Origin of the sequence: Bacillus sp. NMCC4 (genome assembly GCF_002998555.1) — a bacterium.
In the GTDB taxonomy this organism is placed as follows: domain Bacteria; phylum Bacillota; class Bacilli; order Bacillales; family Bacillaceae; genus Bacillus.
This window is the reverse complement of the sequence record NZ_PVRA01000008.1, coordinates 112570-130985: the sequence shown is the minus strand read 5'-3', so window position 1 is coordinate 130985 and position 18416 is coordinate 112570. Positions and strand designations below refer to the sequence as shown.

At 41.7% G+C, this 18416-nt stretch carries 16 protein-coding genes; 4 read left to right on the top strand and 12 right to left on the bottom strand.

Annotation, left to right across the window (positions count from 1 at the left end):
• Position 1 precedes the first annotated feature (1 nt).
• Entirely contained in the window at positions 2-745 is a 744-nt protein-coding gene (locus C6Y02_RS15520; RefSeq protein WP_189318271.1) for an MBL fold metallo-hydrolase, read from the bottom strand.
• 156 nt (positions 746-901) lie between these two features.
• Here C6Y02_RS15520 and yhfH point away from each other — a divergent pair, with 156 nt between their 5' ends.
• Positions 902-1039, top strand: coding sequence for a protein YhfH (gene yhfH / locus C6Y02_RS15515; RefSeq protein ID WP_008359029.1), 138 nt, complete (start codon positions 902-904; stop codon positions 1037-1039).
• A gap of 339 nt (positions 1040-1378) precedes the next feature.
• The gene (gene gltT / locus C6Y02_RS15510; RefSeq protein ID WP_034663550.1) at positions 1379-2668 is read left to right on the top strand and encodes a glutamate/proton symporter GltT; all 1290 of its coding nucleotides are present in this window, start codon (positions 1379-1381) and stop codon (positions 2666-2668) included.
• A gap of 33 nt (positions 2669-2701) precedes the next feature.
• Here gltT and C6Y02_RS15505 read toward each other — a convergent pair whose 3' ends face one another.
• From C6Y02_RS15505 to C6Y02_RS15475, 7 genes are all read right to left on the bottom strand, one after another.
• On the bottom strand, positions 2702-3751 hold the full coding sequence (locus C6Y02_RS15505; protein ID WP_106031637.1) for a M42 family metallopeptidase: 1050 nt from the start codon (positions 3749-3751) through the stop codon (positions 2702-2704).
• 143 nt (positions 3752-3894) lie between these two features.
• Positions 3895-6204 (bottom strand): YhgE/Pip domain-containing protein, encoded by a 2310-nt coding sequence (locus tag C6Y02_RS15500; protein ID WP_095284977.1) that lies wholly within the window; start codon positions 6202-6204, stop codon positions 3895-3897.
• 64 nt (positions 6205-6268) lie between these two features.
• Positions 6269-6847 carry a TetR/AcrR family transcriptional regulator gene (locus C6Y02_RS15495; RefSeq protein WP_034620016.1) on the bottom strand — a complete coding sequence of 193 codons (579 nt, stop codon included), beginning with the start codon at positions 6845-6847 and terminating at the stop codon, positions 6269-6271.
• A 174-nt stretch (positions 6848-7021) separates the two neighbouring features.
• The gene (gene hemY / locus C6Y02_RS15490; protein ID WP_106031636.1) at positions 7022-8434 is read right to left on the bottom strand and encodes a protoporphyrinogen oxidase; all 1413 of its coding nucleotides are present in this window, start codon (positions 8432-8434) and stop codon (positions 7022-7024) included.
• 22 nt (positions 8435-8456) lie between these two features.
• On the bottom strand, positions 8457-9395 hold the full coding sequence (hemH, locus tag C6Y02_RS15485) for a ferrochelatase (protein ID WP_034663560.1): 939 nt from the start codon (positions 9393-9395) through the stop codon (positions 8457-8459).
• A gap of 32 nt (positions 9396-9427) precedes the next feature.
• Positions 9428-10486 (bottom strand): uroporphyrinogen decarboxylase, encoded by a 1059-nt coding sequence (gene hemE, locus C6Y02_RS15480; RefSeq protein ID WP_060595926.1) that lies wholly within the window; start codon positions 10484-10486, stop codon positions 9428-9430.
• 124 nt (positions 10487-10610) lie between these two features.
• Positions 10611-12746, bottom strand: a complete 2136-nt coding sequence (locus C6Y02_RS15475; RefSeq protein ID WP_106031635.1) for a transglycosylase domain-containing protein — start codon at positions 12744-12746, stop codon at positions 10611-10613.
• A gap of 127 nt (positions 12747-12873) precedes the next feature.
• Between C6Y02_RS15475 and C6Y02_RS15470 the strand changes: the two genes are divergently transcribed.
• Entirely contained in the window at positions 12874-13359 is a 486-nt protein-coding gene (locus C6Y02_RS15470; RefSeq protein WP_106031634.1) for an antibiotic biosynthesis monooxygenase family protein, read from the top strand.
• Positions 13360-13423: 64 nt separating this feature from the next.
• On the opposite strand, the gene C6Y02_RS19535 is transcribed toward C6Y02_RS15470, so the two are convergent.
• Entirely contained in the window at positions 13424-13576 is a 153-nt protein-coding gene (locus C6Y02_RS19535; RefSeq protein ID WP_223249501.1) for a hypothetical protein, read from the bottom strand.
• Between the two features lie 283 nt (positions 13577-13859).
• On the opposite strand from C6Y02_RS19535, the gene C6Y02_RS15460 reads away from it, so the two are divergent.
• A complete protein-coding gene (locus tag C6Y02_RS15460; RefSeq protein WP_060595923.1) occupies positions 13860-15047 on the top strand; it encodes a M20 family metallopeptidase in 1188 nt (395 codons plus the stop codon).
• A 226-nt stretch (positions 15048-15273) separates the two neighbouring features.
• On the opposite strand, the gene C6Y02_RS15455 is transcribed toward C6Y02_RS15460, so the two are convergent.
• The 3 genes from C6Y02_RS15455 to C6Y02_RS15445 are packed head-to-tail and all read right to left on the bottom strand — an operon-like array spanning position 15274 to position 17988.
• On the bottom strand, positions 15274-15981 hold the full coding sequence (locus tag C6Y02_RS15455; RefSeq protein ID WP_060595922.1) for an EcsC family protein: 708 nt from the start codon (positions 15979-15981) through the stop codon (positions 15274-15276).
• Between the two features lie 53 nt (positions 15982-16034).
• Entirely contained in the window at positions 16035-17255 is a 1221-nt protein-coding gene (locus C6Y02_RS15450; protein WP_060595920.1) for an ABC transporter permease, read from the bottom strand.
• Entirely contained in the window at positions 17248-17988 is a 741-nt protein-coding gene (locus tag C6Y02_RS15445; protein ID WP_003212171.1) for an ABC transporter ATP-binding protein, read from the bottom strand. Before C6Y02_RS15445 ends, C6Y02_RS15450 begins: the two co-directional genes overlap by 8 nt.
• Positions 17989-18416 lie beyond the last annotated feature (428 nt).

The window sequence follows — 18416 nt, the reverse complement described above, 5'->3', positions numbered from 1 at the left end:
TCTATCTTCCTTCCTTGTTCCATCTAAGCCCTGAATGGGCAAGCTGTATATTGCCAGTATATAACGCCTGTGCTTCATTGACTAGGTCTTTATGACGACCAAAATGGGGCAAATGCGAGATGATGAGTTCCCCAACATTTGCTTCCCTTGCAAGCTTGCCCGCCTCTGTACTGTTCATATGTCCTGCACCCGATCCGTCCTGTCCAGCATAAAAATTGCTTTCAGCAATCAGTAGATCTGCATCCTTGCTAAATGGGATAAATGCGTCCTGATAACTTGAGTCTGCTGTATACACCACCACAGCATCCCCTGCCTGAATTCTCATAGCATAGCATTCTGCCGGATGAACCGTTTTCAAAAAATCAATTTGAAATGGACCAATTTGAATACCCTCTTCTGGCTGATAAGCCTCTGCCTTAGTATGTACATCATCCGCAAGTCGCCCAAATGCTTTTTGATCACCCGTATGTCCATAGATCGGAAGCGGACCGCTGCTTTTTCCTAAATGATATCCCACTAGCTTCGCATATTGGAGTGGTCCGATATCCGCAATATGATCGTGGTGATAATGAGAGAGGAGAACAGCATCTAGTTCTTCTATATCCATGTATTGCTGCAGTATGGAAAGAACACCGCTCCCGCAGTCTACAAGCAGACGAAATCCATCTGATTCAAAAAGGTACCCTGACGTCGCTTCACCAGCGGCCGGAAACCCTCCGTAGCATCCAATGACAGTTAATTTCATCGTCATTTTTCCCTCCTTTTCTAAAAATCCCCTTCTTACAATATACCCATTTTTCATGAAAAAAGCATTCTTCTTGCCTATTGTTGCAAAACAGATTGACAATTATCAATCTGTTATAATACAATAATAGCAACAAAATGTATTGGAGGATGACAAATGCTAGGAAAAATCACTGAGTTTTTTAGAAATTTGCCCTCAAAGAAATGCACAAAATGTGGAAATGATTTAATGGAACAACACGAGTGTTACGGTAATGAATGTGAGGAATGCTCACAAGTAAGTTATCTTAAATAAGGTAAAAAATTGAATTAAAAAGCACTTTTTTCCTCCATCGTCAGTTGGAGTCAAAAGTGCTTTTTATTTTTTCTGAAAAATAGGTAAAAAGGTAAAACCCTTGTCCTAAAAGGGTTTTTTAGTATTTTTATATGATGAGTTTTAGTTCTGAAGACACTTTTTATTGACTTGAATCAATAAAGGAGGTTCTAAATGTTCATTTTTTCAAACAATTTTGTATTTTCTTAATATAATTTAATCGTGGACGAGCCTCTTTAATTTTAGTTATACTTTAATTCATATATTAAAACTTAATATGATGGGAATATTCCTTTAATGAATATGTTAGGGAGGAAATCTATGAAAAAATTAAAATTTGGATTAGCTACACAAATCCTAATCGGTCTTATTCTCGGTGTCGTTGTTGGGGCAATCTTTTTCGGTAACCCAGGCGTTGAGACTTATTTAAAACCAATTGGAGACTTCTTCTTAAGACTCATTAAGATGATTGTTATACCAATTGTTGTATCTAGCTTAATTTTAGGTGTTGCAGGTGCCGGTGATGGTAAAAAAGTAGGGAAACTTGGTTTTAGAACTATTCTTTATTTTGAAATTATCACAACATTTGCGATTATTCTTGGTCTTGCGCTTGCAAACTTTGTTCAACCTGGTGCAGGCGTTGACTTTGGAAATACGGAAAAACAAGATATTAGCCAGTATGTTGAAACGGAAAAAGAGCAAAGCAGCAAATCAGTTGCTGATACGTTCCTTCATATCGTTCCAACGAACTTCTTCCAATCATTGGCGGAAGGTGATTTGCTTGCGATTATTTTCTTCACTGTGTTATTTGCTCTTGGCGTTTCAGCCATTGGTGAACGCGGCAAACCAGTGCTCGCCTTCTTCGAAGGTGTATCACACGCCATGTTCCATGTCGTCAATGTTGTGATGAAAGCTGCACCATTTGGTGTCTTCGCACTCATTGGTGTGACTGTATCAAAATTTGGTCTTGAATCTCTTATTTCATTAGGTAAGCTTGTAGGTCTTGTTTATTTTGCGCTCGCTCTCTTCCTTATCGTTGTATTCGGAATTATTGGAAAGATGATTGGCGTCAATATTTTCAGATTTCTTGCTTACATGAAAGACGAAATGCTTCTTGCCTTTAGTACATCCAGCTCTGAAACAGTTTTACCAAGAGTCATGGATAAAATGGAGCGCATTGGATGTCCGAAGGGAATTGTTTCTTTCGTTATCCCAATCGGTTATACGTTTAACCTAGACGGCTCCGTACTGTATCAAGCTATTGCTGCGCTTTTCCTTGCACAGGTATATGGCATTGACCTCACGATCGTCCAGCAGCTCACACTTGTTCTTGTACTGATGGTGACATCTAAAGGAATGGCTGCCGTTCCTGGCACTTCCTTTGTTGTATTACTCGCAACATTAGGAACGATCGGTGTACCTGCTGAAGGTCTTGCATTTATTGCAGGTGTGGATCGTATCATGGATATGGCGCGAACAGTTGTTAACTTAACAGGAAATGCACTTGCAGCTGTTGTGATGTCTAAATGGGAAGGACAATATGACCCTGAAAAAGGACATCGCGTGATGACTGGACAAGAAGTACCTGAACCGACACAGCTTTCAAGCTAACGAAAAAGAACCCCATCTATCGGGGTTCTTTTTTTATGCCGTGATTAATTCTGATTGAACATAGTGATAAAGGAGATTCGCTGTATGGACGAGAGAATCTTCATGTGTTCGTTCAAATGCATGCGAGGAATCTATGCCAGGACCAATCAGTCCATGAATGATATCATACCCTGCTCTAATGGCTGCTGATGCATCAGAGCCGTAATAAGGGTAAATATCTAGACGGTAATCAATATTGTTCTCCTCTGCTAATGCGGCTAAATGCTTGCGTAATCCATAATGATAAGGACCGCTTGAGTCCTTCACACAAATAGACACACTGTATTCATCTGTTGATTGACCATCGCCGATAGCTCCCATATCGACAGCGAGGTATTCCACCGTTTCTTCTGGAATATTGGAATTTCCACCGTAGCCAATCTCTTCATTATTGGAAATTAAGAAGTGCGTCGTATGCGGCAATGTGATGTTTTCCTTTTGAATGCGGTGGATGAGTCGCAGCAAGAGCGCCACACTTGCCTTGTCATCAAGGTGTCTTGATTTAATAAAACCTGAAGACGTCACTTCCACTCTAGGATCAAATGAGATAAAGTCCCCTACTTGAATGCCAAGTGCTTTGACATCGTCTGCATTTTGCACCTTTTCATCGAGTCGGATCTCCATATTCTCTTGGTTTCGTGTTGCTTTTCCCGCATCCGCATAGACATGAACTGACGTTTGATGCATGAGAATGGTTCCTGTGTATGTATAGCCTGAAGCGGTTTCAATTTCACAGTATTCACCTTCGATTGAGTTATACTGAAAGCCTCCAATGAGTGCAAGACGAAGCCGTCCATTTGATTTAATCTCCTTTACCATCGCACCAAGCGTATCGACATGTGCTGTCAGCATGCGGTGTTCCTTATCATCGGTTCCTTTAATAGTGGCAATTAAGCCGCCCTTTCGATTTCGTTTTGTCTCAATATTTACATCCTGTAAAAAGCGTTCAACAAAGCCAATCACCTTTTCTGTATTCCCTGACGGACTTGGGATCGATACGAGCTTTTGAATCAGCTGAACGGTTTCGTTTACTTCAGTTGTCATTCGGCATTTCCTCCTTTGTCTGAAAGCAATTCCTTCCATGTATGCCTTTTATAGCATCTCTTCTTAAAATATATCGCTTCGGGTTCAAGATGTCTAATTTCAAATCAAAAATCCTTCCTCTATCAAGAGAAAGGATTCATTGATTAAGCTTCGTCTTGTTTCATTTTTCTTACGTTCCAAGCAAAGTATGCGGTTGTTGCCGCCATCATGATGATCGCAACTGTTCCAAGAATCGCTGCTTGGTGCCATAAATAGCTGTCATCACCGCTTGCAATGATCGTTCTAAATCCATTGATTGTATATGTCATTGGAAGCAGACTATGAATGACTTGGAAGAATTTCGGCACAAGCTCAAGCGGGAATGTACCAGCACTTGCTGCGAGCTGAAGAACTAAGATAATGACGGCAATGAAGCGTCCTGGGTTCCCCATTGTTGTGGCTAGCAGCTGAATAATCGCTAAGAATGTCAGACTGACGACGATCGCAAAGAGATAGAAGCGCCAGAGACTTTCCACCTCAAGACCAAGCCCAAAGATGAGCATAGTACTTGCAATGACTGCTTGCAGGATACCGACAAGCAAAAGCACGCTATATTTGCTGACAAACCATTCAAACGCATTTCTAGGGCGTCCAGCAGGATCTTTCATTGGGAATACAACGGTGAGCATTAGAGCCCCAACAAAGAGTCCCATTGATAAAATATAAGGCGTGAGCCCTGTTCCATAATTATCAATCTTTTTCGCTGTATCGTTTTCTGTTTTAACAGGGCTTGCAATCATATTGTAATTGTCTTGATTTGCATCAATTTCACCTGTTTCATCAGCAGCGCTTTTCAATTTATTGGACAGTTTACCTGTACCGCTCTTTAAATCTCCCAATCCTTTATCAAGCGATTTTGAGCCTTCGGCAAGCTTAGATGTATTGCTTTGGATATTTGTTGAACCACTTTCTAGCTTATTTAACGCTGCGCTAAGCTGACTTGATCCACTTGCAAGCTTATCCGCTCCGCTTTTCGCCGTATCAAGCTTTCCATTTGCTGTTTGCAGACCATCTTGTAATTGGTCTTGACCTGTTTGAAGCTTCAGTGCACCTTGATACAATTTATTCGTACCTGATGTCATTTGGTCGATCGCATTTTGTATCGCGACGGTAGACGTGTACAGCTGTTCTGTTTTCTTTGGCAGCTGTTTGACTTGCTGCAGCTGCGCTTTTGCAGATGCAACTGCTGATTGAACCTCACTTGCATCAGGCAGTTCCTGCAAGGCCGCTAAGCTTTGTTCGAGTCCAGACAGATCAGGCAGTTCGATTTTAGGCAGACTGTTCAGCTGATCCATTGCCGCCTTTTTCTCTTCATCTGTCATAGAGCTGTTTTGGATAATGCTTTTTACTTTAGCATCTCGATTTGATAGTGCTTCTTTTAATGAAGCAAGTTTTGTACTGAACGTTTTTGCGTCTTTTTTCACCTGATCGAGTTTAGGCGCCATCTTTTCAAGATTCGCTAATTCTGGTGACGATAAGACTTTTTCTACTGCTGCAATTTTTTCTGAAAAGGATTGTGCTTTATTGTTTAGCTGCTCAATGCCCGCTGTGAATTGCGGCATTTTAGAAGCGAGCTGCTGATGTCCTTCACGGCTTGTGTTTAATCCTTCGGTTAATGTATCAATTCCTGTACCAAGATCTCCAAATTTCTGATCAATGGTTTGATAGCCTGTTAAGAGCTGACCGAGCCCACTGTCTAGAGACTGTATGCCTGTGTTCAGTTCACCCATTTTCCCTGCGAACTGATGAACACCTTCGCTATAGGTTAACGTACCTTCAGCCAATTTGGCTAAGTTGTCTTTTAACTTTGTACTGCCATCTTTTGCGCTTTTTGTTCCGTCATCAATTTTCTTCGCGCCATCGCTTGCTTGATCTAATCCTTTTGCAATCGTTTTGAAGTTATCAAAGATGACCTCGGCGTAATTTTTTGTGACTTCCTTTGAAACCGAATCTTTTAATTTGATAATGGCATTATTCGCAATTTGTGACGCCGCATAGTTTGCGCCTGGATTCGTATAATATTTCAGATTCGATTTTTTCGGATGTTTATCTAACACTGTACTTGCATTTTTCGAGAAGTCTTTTGGTATTTCCACAACGAGATAATAATCCTCGTTATTTAATCCCTTTACGGCCTTTTCTTCACTATCGACAAAATTCCATTTGAAATTATCGTTTTTCTTTAATTCCTTCACTAAATCATCGCCGACATGAAGGGTTTTCCCGTCATAATGACTGCCTTCATCCAAGTTGACAACCGCTACAGGCAGTTGATCAACTGTACCATATGGATCCCAATATGCTTTTAAAAATACACCACTGTAAATCAGCGGAATAAATAAGACAGCTAAAATCGGGATCAGTAGTTTTTTGCTCGTTACAATGTCTTTCCATTGATTCCGAATTAAATTCATTGCTGTTTTCCTCCCATAGATGAATGACTAAATATAAAATTTGGTCATATGAACTCAAAAAAATTTATGTTGTTGCAGATAGTCCTTTTAAGACATAAAGCTCCAGCGATTCGGCTACCTCTTCTTTTGTTAAAGGCTCGTATCGCTTTTCCCAATCAAAAATCAGTGCAATATATAGTTTCACCATCACAAATGCAGTCAATTCAGGATCACAAGGCTTAATGTCGCCTTTATCCATCGCTTCTTGTACTTTCATTTTGATATAGCGAATGATCATCTGCTCCATCTTTTCGATCATTTCCTTGACCGCTGACGTGCCAAGCTCCGCATTTTCCTGAAAAATCTTAATTGTGAGCTGGTGGTTTTTTCGAAATTCTAAAATTGCAAAGAGTGCTAAGTGAAGGTTTTCAGAGAAACTATTCTTCTCATCAATCGCCTCATCCGCAATTTTCCTCATCTCTAGTAAAAGGGATGTGAAAATTTCATCGAACAACTCTTCTTTGTTTTTGAAAAATGTATAAATGGTTCCTTTCCCGACGTTGGCAAGCTTCGCCACGAGGTCCATTGTGGTCGCTTTATACCCGAATTGAGTAAATGCCTTCGTCGCACCATCTAAAATCATTTGTCTCCTATCAACACTCATGATCTCACTCCCGAAATGACTATTTGAACGTTTTGGTCATTAAGTACAGAAAGTAATATACCATATCCTTTTCCCCGAATGCAACAACTTTGTTCACATTTATGATTCCCAACTCTTTTCGAATGATGCGAACATGAAAAACTCCCTTTCCATGACAGAAAAGGGAGTTGTTTTTTATGAAAATAGATACGATACAGCTTCTGAGATGGCGGCTTTTCCTTGATCAATACAATCAGGGATTCCAACACCTTCAAAAGCAGCACCTGTGATATAAACACCAGGATATGATTGCTTAAACGTTTCTCGCATGTTCGAAATAGCTTTTTGATGACCGACGTGATATTGCGGCATACTGGTATTCCAGCGAGTCACTGTCGTCAATTCTGGATCTGCTTTAATATCCATGATTCTCTTTAAATCTTCAAGCACGATGCTGACGATTTGACTGTCTGACTGCTCGACAATCGATTCGTCGCCAGCTTTTCCGACGTACGCACGCAATAGCGTTTTTCCTTTCGGAGCTGTATGCGGCCATTTTTTGTTTGTCCATGTACAGGCCGTAATAGAGAAATCACTGTTTCTTGAGATGACAAAACCAGTGCCGTCATATTCATTATGAACATCCTCTTCTTTAAAACCGAGTGCTACCGTTGCAACAGAAGTAGAGGTCATGTCATGCAAATACTCAAGCCCTGCTTCTTTAGGAAACATGGAATAGATCGATTGATGCGGAGTCGTGACAATGGTTGAATCGGCAAAAAGCGTTTGACCGCTGTCTAATTGCACACCATAGCCTCCCTCTGTTTTTTCAATCTGCTTCACTTTTGTCCCTTTATACACCGTTGTCAGCTTGAGCTTACTTTCTACTGCTTCCACAAGCGACTGCAGTCCTTGATTGATCGTTTGGAACTGTCCTTGTTTTTTCGCAGTCACTTGCTGTGCTTTCGCATGCTGCTGTGATTTTTTCATCCCAAGAATCAAACTGCGATGCTGCTGTTCTGTTTGATAAAATTGCGGGAAGGTGGACATTAAGCTCAGGCGGTCAATATCCCCTGCGTAAATGCCTGATAGAAGCGGCTCGATTAAATTCTCAACGACCTCATCACCCACACGTCTTCTAAAAAATTCACCAAGCGACTGATCTTCGGTCTGCTTGCTTTTTGGCAACACGAAATCCATCGCCGCTCTCGCTTTTCCCGCAACTGAAAAAAGACCAGTTGTAATAAATGGGCTGATTTGAGTTGGAATACCCATCACAGCACCCTTTGGCATCGGATGAAGGGTTTCGTTGACTAGTACATACGCTTGCCCAGTTTCATTATTGACGAGCTGATCGGACAGACCGACATCCTTAGCCAGCTGCGGTCCACTGACTTTTCTTTCTAAAAATGAATCAGGTCCACGTTCGATGATGTAGCCGTCTTTATATAATGTTTGTATTTTTCCACCTAGCCTAGGGCTCGCTTCAATAAGAGATATTTGAATCGGAAGACCTTTTTCTTCGACTTCCTTTTCCAAATAGAAGGCGGCGGCTAAACCAGTGATGCCACCGCCAATGATGACAAGGTGTTTTTGATTGTCATGCATAGGATCGCCTTCTTTTATATGATTACTTGCTTTCGTCAAGCTTCTTTAATACGACTGTTGCCAGAGCATCAATAAATGCTGGTTTCGCATTTGGCATTTCTGGACGATAGTAGGCTGCACCAATTTCATCTGTCACGACTTTACATTCATAATCGTTGTCGTATAACACTTCAAGATGATCAGCGACAAAACCAACAGGCACATACACGAATGTTTGATAGCCTTTTTGTTCAAATAAATCCCGCGTTAAGTCTTGCACGTCTGGTCCAAGCCATGGATCCGGCGTGTTGCCTTCACTTTGCCAGCCAATTTCATAGTGTTCAATTCCCGCACCTTCCGCAATCATTTTGGCCGATTGTGCGAGCTGATCAGGATATGGATCTCCTGCTGCAATAATTTTTTCAGGCAGACTGTGTGCAGACACAATAAGTACCGCGGAATCTCGTTCCTCTTGACTCATTGATGCATACGTATCCTTCACTTGTTTCACCCAATAGTCCACAAACTTCGGCTCATCGTACCAGCTTTCAACAGACGTAATCTGTAAATTGCCCAGCTTGTCTGCCTCATCTTGTGCACGTTTGTTATACGATTTCACACTAAAGGTTGAGAAATGCGGCGCAAGAACGATACTCACAGCTTCTGTAATGCCGTCCTTGTGCATTTCAGCAACTGCATCCTCAATGAAAGGCTCGATATGTTTTAAGCCAATGTAGACATGAAATTCAATGTCGTCTTGAATGTCATTCAAGTGCTCACACAAACCATTTGCCTGCTGCTCTGTAATTTTTGATAAAGGAGAAATACCGCCGATTGCCTTGTAGCGATCCTTTAAATCTTGCAGCATTTCTGGCTCCGGCTTTCTGCCTCTACGAATATGTGTATAATAACGCTCAATGTCTTCTTCTTTATATGGGGTGCCATATGCCATGACAAGAAGCCCCATTTTCTTTTTCTCCACAACCAACACTCCTTCAGATCATTTGAAATAGTTTAGATGGATGTTTTTTTATGTTTAGCTGAATAGTCGTGAATAAAATCGGTCAGCTTCTTTAACGTATCTGGTGAAACATCTGGAAATACCCCATGACCTAAGTTAAAGATGAAGTGATCTGATTTCATCCCTTGATCTAAAATATCTTTTGCTCTCTCTTCAATGACTTCCCAAGGAGAAAGTAAGATCGTTGGATCAAGATTCCCTTGTAACGTTTTTGTGAGCCCTTCTTTTCGAGCCTCGTCTACACTCATACGCCAATCCAGTCCAACGACATCTAGCGGCAGGTCATGCCAATCTTTCACCAGATGGCTTGCCCCAACTCCGTACATGATCATTGGTACATTTTCACTCTTCAACTCTGTGAAAATTCGCTGCATGACAGGTTTAATGAATGTCCGGTAATCTGCTGCATTTAAAGCACCAACCCATGAGTCAAAGATTTGAAACGCACTGATCCCTGCTTTTACCTGCGCACGTATGTACGTGATCGTCATATCAGCTAATTTGTTCATGAGCAGCATCCATGTCTCAGGCTCACTGTACATCAGCGCTTTTGTTTTATGATAGTTTTTAGATGGGCCGCCTTCAATCATATAGCTTGCCATCGTAAATGGTGCACCGGCAAAACCAATGAGCGGTACATTCAGCTGCTCCTTCGTTAAAAGCTGAATGGTATCAAGCACATATGGCAGGTCTTCTTCAGGATGAAGCTCCCCAAGACGTTCAATATCTGCTTTTGTCCGAATCGGTGAATCAATCACAGGTCCAATTCCATTTTTAATTTCAACGTCCACTCCAATAGCCGGAAGCGGGGTCATAATATCTTTATATAAAATAGCGGCATCTACACCATATTGTTCTACAGGAAGTCTTGTTACATAAGCACATAACTCTGGCTGATGCGTAATTTCAAATAGCCCATATTTTTCTTTAAGGGCACGATATTCAGGCTGTGAGCGTCCTGCCTGTCTCATATACCAAACTGGTACATGGTCTGTTTTTTCCCCTTTGCACGCCTTTAAGAACGTGTCATTAAAAGCCTTCGTTTTTCCCATTACCTTTCATTCCACCTTTCGCCTTACACGCTCTTTGTATAAGGCTCAAACACTGCTTTTACTATACCGCTTTTTCAAGGCACGGTATACTAAAGCGGCTCAATGTTCAAAAATTCGCCGAATATTAACGTCCAAAAGCCTCTGGCTTGACATACGGACTGCCTTCTCCTTCTTCTTGCGTTTGGGTATTATATGGAACAACCTTATACTCCGCATCTGAAAACACGTTGGCATACGGCATTGTGTAGCTGCCCACGCCTGTCACTGAATCGATCAGCGTCTCGTTTCCATTTCTCTTCTCATAAATACGGTATTCAACCCGTTTATCCTCCTGCTTGTCCCAAGAAAGCTCTAATGTAAACAATCCTTTGATTTTAAACGCATAGCGGGCTTCAAATCCTGAAAGTCCCTCTAAATGGATTGGCGATTGAAGTTCTTTAATTCCCTCTGGTTTTTCAAACGTTTCATTGGTGATTTGGGCTGTCGTTAAAATATCTTTAAACAGCTGCACTGGGTATTGACTGCCGCCAGTTAAATAGTGACTGTTATCGGTTTTGTCATACCCCATCCAGATCGCACCCGTTGTACTAGGCGTATAGCCGGCAAACCAAGCATCTTTTGTTGCACCTTTCACACCTGAATATGTGGTCGTGCCTGTTTTACCTGCTAAATCTCCAGCATATGAACCGCTCTGGGCTGTTCCGCCTTTGACGACTTGCTGCAGCATTCTTGTCATATTCCAAGCATTCTGCACGCTAAACACTCGTTCTGGCTTACTGCGATTCTTCTCTACCGTTTCTCCTTCATCATTGGTGATTTTTTGAATGAAGAAAGGCTTTTTATATACGCCTTCATTTGCAAATGTGTGGAAAGCTCCAGCGATTTGAAGTGGAGAAACCCCTTTTTCTAAGCCGCCAAGTGCCATGGCAAGTCCTTTATCCGAAATCTCCATTCCCATTTTCTCGAGATATGATTTCGAGGTATCAATACCAAGCTCGCTTAATGTCCACACCGCAGCTGTATTCTTACTTTTCATGAGCGCATCCACCATTGTGACCTTGCCTTCATACTGCCCATCGTAATTCTTTGGTGAATAGCCGTCATAGCTTTTTTCTTTGTCTTCAAGCAGGGAATAAGGTCGGAATTTTTTCTCCTGCATTGCCGGACCATATACCGCGATCGGCTTGAAAACAGATCCAGGCTGTCTAACAGCGGTCACCCTGTTATAGCCCCTCGCTTGATATTCTCGTCCTCCGATTGCTGCTTTTACTCCGCCAGACTCGTTATCAATAAAGACGGCGCTGCTTTCAGGAGAACCGCTTTTTCCCGGGAAATAACGGTTGTTTTTCATCGCATCGTAAGCGACCTTTTGCAGATTCATATCGATCGGAACTGTAATGGTATAACCACCTTGAAGCAATTGCTCATGTGAAATGGCATACTCTGATTCTGCCTCCTTAATGATGAGATCGACATAGCTGTCGACCCAAGGCGTTTCTGATTTCTTTTTCAAATGAATGCCTAGTGTTCTCCCTTTTGCTTCTACTGTTTCTGTTGATGATAAATATCCTTGCTCATTCATTAAATTAAGGATGGTGTCCCGCCTTTGTTTATTTTTATCAGGGTGTAAAACAGGCGAGTAAGTAGACGGCGCTTTTGGCATCGCAGCGAGTGTAGCCCCTTCGCTGACAGTTAAATCTTTCACATCTTTACTAAAGTAATAATTGGCTGCTGCCTGAATACCGTAGACGCCATGACCGAAATAAAGCTGATTCAGATACATCTCGAGCAGTTTATCCTTTGAATAATCTCTTTCTAAATTAATGGCAATAATGACTTCTTTTGTTTTTCGAAGAAAGGTTTTGTCATTTGTGAGAAAAATATTTTTTGCGAGCTGCTGAGTGATTGTACTGCCGCCCTCTACCTTTCCTCCTGCTAATATATCTCGATAAACCGCCCTTGAAATTGACTGTGCATCAATACCATGATGCTCATAAAATCGTTTGTCCTCGACAGCCACAAAAGCTTTCGCTACTTTATCAGGTACCTCCTTTAATGAGACAGGGTCCCGATTTTCTGAATACATACTTGTAAGTTCTTTTCCATTCTGATCAATGATTTGGGATGAAGCGTGAAAAACAAGCTTCTTTTCATCTATGACATAATGTCCTAAAAATAAAATGGTCAGATAGCCAATAAATGAAAGTACGATGGTACTTCCTGCAATGACTAATGGAATGATTATCTTCTTTTTCTTCAAATTAGGTCACCTCATTCCTTTATACGGATAGTATGGGATGTATTGCTTCATAATATGTTTTATGGATTGACTACCAAAGAATTATATATCATTCTTTTGTTATACTATCAAGCAGGAGGCGGTTTAGATGAATGTCTATATCACATATGGAACAGCAGAATTCTTGCATAAAATCGCAAAGAAACACGATCAGGAAAATCTGCTTTATATGGTCGGAAAAGAACAAGCAGCTCTTTTCCATGAGACGGAGGGCGAGACTGTTTTTAAAGCCCCTCATGCCTATGATGTGATTTATGCGAAAGGTGAGCTATTCCAATCTGGCTTCGTCACCTTGAATCATATCCCTGTGAAGCTTGAAAGCAGAGCACTTTTTGAATCTACTTTTCAGAAGAAGACGAACATCTCAGAACATCAGCGGGGCTTCCAGGCTCTTCGAGTGTTAAGACCGAAAAAAGATGAAGAAGTGTATTTGATTATGACACTTTGGGAATCAGAGGACTTATTTGAAGACTTTCAAGAATCAGAAGCGTTCTTTCAGCCAAACGAGGATACTGGCTCCATCTTCTCTCGTCCTGCTTTTCTCACATCCTATCATGCCGTTACAGACAATTAAGGAAGTGCTGAAAGCAGCACTTCTTTTTTTCATGAAAAAAAGCCCAATAGCTGGGCTTTTCATTTTATCGTCGTGATGTCAGCTCGTACCGATGAATGATCGGCTGAAGCACATAGAAATTCAATAGTATCCATCCTAATAAGATCGGCCACTTCAACATAGGTGAAGCACCTTTCAATTGAATGAGCATCACCAATAGCGGAATCAAGCAGATCATGAAAAAACTCATCTTGGAGACAAAGGTTTCTTTGACTTGATGACGACAGCTTGGACACATCATCATTTTCGTATGTGATAATTGAAACTTTTCAACGAAAGAAAATGCTTTTGAACAATTTGGACAGCTTCCCAACACGATTCCTCCCTTTCCCCGCTTCATATCAACTTCGACTTTTATGTAAATTGACCTTTTGATGCAGCATGCGAAATCCTCTTCTGTTGAAAGATTCTAACAATTACCATACAATCAGTAAAAGAGCATGAAGGAGGTTTTCGACTCAATGACAATATCCACTTTACAAAAAAGCATTAATGAACGTCTTGATGAACATTATGAGGAAATGGTTGAAATTAGACGCCATCTCCACATGAATCCTGAACTTTCTTTCCAGGAAGAAGAAACAGCCGCTTTCATCGCCAACTACTATGACACATTACATATACCAACACGTACACAGGTGGGCGGCCATGGTGTACTCGCCTTTATCGAAGGAGCTTCTCCGGGGCCGACGATTGCCCTCAGGGCTGATTTTGATGCACTTCCCATCCATGATGAAAAGGAAGTGCCTTACAAATCAACAAAGCCAGGTGTGATGCATGCATGCGGGCACGATGGGCACACAGCGACACTACTTGTCTTAGCGAAAATCTTGAATGAGCACCGCGATCAATTAAAAGGGAAAATCGTCCTCATTCATCAGCACGCAGAAGAATATGCGCCAGGCGGTGCAAAACCAATGATTGAAGACGGCTGCTTAGACGGTGTCGATGTCATATTCGGTACGCACCTTTGGTCTCCAGAGCCTTGTGGCACCGTTCTTTATAAAAGCGGGAACTTTATGGCAGCCGCCGACCGCTTCTCTATTCGAGTTCAGGGGAAAGGCGGACACGGCGCACAGCCTCACTTAACGAAAGATGCCGTACTCATCGGTTCACAAATCGTCGCAAACCTGCAGCAAGTCGTTGCCCGTAAAGTCAATCCAGTTGATTCTGCTGTTGTATCTGTTGGAGGTTTTGTGGCAGAGAATGCTTTTAACGTCATTGCAGATTCAGCTGTTTTAACTGGTACTGCACGATCCTTTGAAGAAAGTGCACGACACACCATCGAACGAGAAATTGAACAGGTCGTGAAAGGGGTGTGCGACATGCATGATGCCGACTACACATATGAATATGTGAGAGGATATCCTGCTGTTAAAAATCATCCAAAGCCGACTGAATATATTGCTGACATCGCAAAACAGACAGAAGGTGTCACAGAAGTAAAAGAAGCGGAAACCCAAATGGGTGGAGAAGATTTTGCTTACTACCTTCAGCATGTCCCTGGTACCTTCTTTTACACAGGCGCCATGCCTGAAAACAGCCAAGACGTGTATCCCCATCATCACCCAAAATTTGATATCAACGAAAAAGCAATGCCTGTCGCAGCAAAGGTACTCGCCCGTGCCGTCCTTTCCTACGATGAATGAAAAAAAAGCCGCTGTCGCCAGCGGCTTTAGATTATTGACAAAGGGCTAAAATGATTTTTATTTTAGCCCTTTGTCTTCTTTTCAGTGTGATAGAAAACCTTTGAAGTCTAGGAAGGACGAGTACCGGAGCGGAGCGAATTGAACATTCGTGAGCACCGGAACGCAGCCCTGACAACGAATGCGAGGGTTTGTCTACACGCTGATGCCGCTGTCGCCAGCGGCTTTTCTATTTCATTTCTTTCAACACTCGTAAGTGAAACACATGACGAGCGACATCTCCGAGCTGTCCTGTCAGCTGATGATTTGCCACACCGCCAACAGCGGCTCCGACGATCGGCATTAATTGAAATAGCTTCACTAGGTCAATGTAATCTCGATACTCCTGCTGAAAGCTGTACCAATCCATTTCCTCGCAGCTCGTTTCCCAATCATCTATGATGTTCATCATTTTTTGACGATGTGCACTGCCGGAAAAGGCGAGTTGAAATATACAGAGCAAAAAGAGTCTTTCTTCTTTTTGAGACAAATCAAAGCCATAAATACATGCCAGCTCATAAAGACATTTCATCTTAATGCTAAGCAGCAGCGGAAAGTCTGCCATACCGAGCAATATACCACCTGCACCTGTTCCAATTCCTTCGATCGCAGCTGCCTTTTGATAGTACTTCACTTTCTCCTTTGCCAGTTCATTTCGCTCGATGATAGATAATTGCTCATCAATCACCGAAAATGAAGTGAAGTGCGATCCTGATACGGTGGATTCAACCATTGTTTTGACCGCACTTGTGATGACTTGATGAAATCGAGCAGGGATTCGGCGGTTCACCTGCTGCTGAACTCCTTTTGAAAACCGTTCGATCTTCGAAGGTTTTCTTAAAAAACGCGTTTGAAAAAAAATGGCTTCTTCATACAACTCCCGTTCAGCTGCATTCATCCGGACCCCTCCTTGATGTCATCATACGCTTGCTGTCAGAAACATATCTCCGCTTATCTCATCTTTTTTAATCGACTGAGTACGTAAGGCTTGAAGAGGACAAGTACAAATGCCAGCGAAATCAGAAGGGCAAGTCCACTTCCCTGCCATCCTCCTGCCGGGAGTACTGCACAGCTCAGCAATATCGATTGAATAATAAGCACATTACGAACGAGAACAAAAAAGCTCCGATCCTTTTCTTGCTGAGCAACTGGATAAAGTGCCTGTAATGAAAGATGGGAAAAGTGCTTCGTTAACGGCACAAGCTGTACACCTGTGATAAACACGGTGAACAAGACAAGCAGCGCACCCACCCAGCCTGCTGCACCTGTATACAAAATAATCAGCACAAACACGGCGGTTAGCCTAAACACGAGACCAAAATAGTCATTTGAACGTAAAAACGCCCTCACATACATGTAAGAAAAAGTTTTACGCTGGTCATACGGAACAAACTGCAAGAGCCAGTCCATGTATGCTCTTCTTTTCACCTGTTTCTTTAAATGAGGCACATCTGTAAATAAGTTTGCCAGACGATAAAAGCGCTGTTTTCGTTTTAATTCGTCAGAAATATGCAATTCCCATTGAAAAGGCTGTTTTTTTACTGCATTGGTTAAGTAAACGAGATAGACACCATAGATCAGATAAAAAACGATTGCGATTGCATAGGATGCCTGTAAAACGGTATATACCAAAATCATATTCAATAGAAAACGAAGGACTGCATCAAGCCATCTGATCTGTTTTCCTTGAAAATAAGTGATCCTCCATTGAATTGCTGTATTCACACCCTTGATCAAAATCATTTGCGCCAATATCAGCACATACATCTTGAGGCCGCCTGAAGACACCGCAGAATAAAGCGGAAGTGCAACAATGGATACGGCAATAAGAGGAAACAGCTGAGAAATGAAGCTAAAATTAAAAGCTTGTTTTAAATAAGGCTCCATCTTCCCTTCCAAGGGAAGCAAAAACACGAGATCTGCTTCTTTGATCAACGTACGCACGTAAGAGCTTGTCAGCACCAATGAAAAAACAACTGCCATGACCCAGTAGGATGGGAAGTGAGCCGGAATCTGTTTGAGCCAGTTACTATACCAGCTCGCTCCGCCTGCAAGGAAAAAAATGAGCACAATGACAAGATGATCATTGAACATGTATTTTAAATATTTTCTTGTATCTTGCATGTGTTCCTCTAATCGGGATTTCCAAATGGTTTGCGTCATTTTACTCATAGCTTTCTTCCTTTGTTAATTCCAAATAAAGATCATCGAGTGTCGCATCTCTCATATTGAACTGTTCTCTCAGCTCTGTCAGTGTTCCTTTCGCTCTGATTTCCCCTTCGTGCAAAATAATAAAGGAATCACAATAGCGCTCAGCTGTCGCCAAAATATGCGTCGACATCAGGACACTTGCGCCGTTTTTCTTCGCAGCATTCATCCGTTCAAGGAGTGCATTAATCGCAAGAGGATCAAGCCCTAAAAACGGTTCATCGATGATATACAGTTCTGGTTCAACAAGGAATGCACACATAATCATGACCTTCTGTTTCATTCCTTTTGAAAAATGAGCAGGGAACCATTTCAAACGTTTCTCCATTCGAAATTCTTTCAGCAATGACGGCAGACGTTCATCTAATTGTTCCTTTGACAGACCGTAAGCCATCGCTGTCAGCTCTAAATGCTCTTTTAAGGTTAATTCTTCATATAATACAGGTGTTTCTGGAATAAACGTAAATTGCGAACGATACGCCTCTTGATCGTCTTGAAGAGTTCGTCCATTCAATTCAATGACACCTTTATGCGGTTTCATGAGCCCGATGATATGGCGAATGGTTGTGCTTTTCCCCGCCCCGTTTAAGCCGATGAGACCGACGATTTGATTTCTTTCTAATTCAAATGAGATATTTTTTAGAACGGGATTCTTCGTATATCCACCCGTTACATCTTTTACAGTGAGAAGGGACATGAATTCGTTCCTTTCTTTCTTTTTTCCTTTATAGTAACAAAAACGAAAGGTAATTTGAAATGTTTACCTTAATCGCGGCATGAATAAAAAATAGGCGCTTTGGTCATCATAATGTATGTAGAAGAAATGAACTTGATGACCAATAAGTAAATGAGGTGTTTGTTAAAGGCAAAGAACCGCATGACAAGTTGGTTTTTCATCTAAAAACCTTAGCTTCTGTTTTGCTTCACTGATTCTTGATTTTTGTGTCCTATACAATATGTATACGACAAACCAAAACGTCAAATGAGGTGTTTACGGCAGAAATAGCAGGCATACGAATTCTTTATTTCAGTAAATAGAGAATTCAAAAGGCATATCGAATGAAAGCATCAGCATTTCTTCTGCAGGAGCAGGATGAGCGACCAAAGGAGTTCGCTTGTCCTGTT

What these genes read in the sequence shown, in the direction of transcription:
- yhfH (WP_008359029.1), top strand. Translation starts at nt 902, where the DNA reads ATGCTAGGAAAAATCACTGAGTTTTTTAGAAATTTGCCCTCAAAGAAA.
- hemY (WP_106031636.1), bottom strand. Translation starts at nt 8,434, where the DNA reads ATGCATGACAATCAAAAACACCTTGTCATCATTGGCGGTGGCATCACT.
- C6Y02_RS15520 (WP_189318271.1), bottom strand. Translation starts at nt 745, where the DNA reads ATGAAATTAACTGTCATTGGATGCTACGGAGGGTTTCCGGCCGCTGGT.
- C6Y02_RS15460 (WP_060595923.1), top strand. Translation starts at nt 13,860, where the DNA reads ATGACAATATCCACTTTACAAAAAAGCATTAATGAACGTCTTGATGAA.
- C6Y02_RS19535 (WP_223249501.1), bottom strand. Translation starts at nt 13,576, where the DNA reads ATGATCTGCTTGATTCCGCTATTGGTGATGCTCATTCAATTGAAAGGT.
- C6Y02_RS15450 (WP_060595920.1), bottom strand. Translation starts at nt 17,255, where the DNA reads ATGAGTAAAATGACGCAAACCATTTGGAAATCCCGATTAGAGGAACAC.
- C6Y02_RS15455 (WP_060595922.1), bottom strand. Translation starts at nt 15,981, where the DNA reads ATGAATGCAGCTGAACGGGAGTTGTATGAAGAAGCCATTTTTTTTCAA.
- hemE (WP_060595926.1), bottom strand. Translation starts at nt 10,486, where the DNA reads ATGGGAAAAACGAAGGCTTTTAATGACACGTTCTTAAAGGCGTGCAAA.
- C6Y02_RS15470 (WP_106031634.1), top strand. Translation starts at nt 12,874, where the DNA reads ATGAATGTCTATATCACATATGGAACAGCAGAATTCTTGCATAAAATC.
- C6Y02_RS15445 (WP_003212171.1), bottom strand. Translation starts at nt 17,988, where the DNA reads ATGTCCCTTCTCACTGTAAAAGATGTAACGGGTGGATATACGAAGAAT.
- C6Y02_RS15500 (WP_095284977.1), bottom strand. Translation starts at nt 6,204, where the DNA reads ATGAATTTAATTCGGAATCAATGGAAAGACATTGTAACGAGCAAAAAA.
- gltT (WP_034663550.1), top strand. Translation starts at nt 1,379, where the DNA reads ATGAAAAAATTAAAATTTGGATTAGCTACACAAATCCTAATCGGTCTT.
- C6Y02_RS15495 (WP_034620016.1), bottom strand. Translation starts at nt 6,847, where the DNA reads ATGAGTGTTGATAGGAGACAAATGATTTTAGATGGTGCGACGAAGGCA.
- C6Y02_RS15505 (WP_106031637.1), bottom strand. Translation starts at nt 3,751, where the DNA reads ATGACAACTGAAGTAAACGAAACCGTTCAGCTGATTCAAAAGCTCGTA.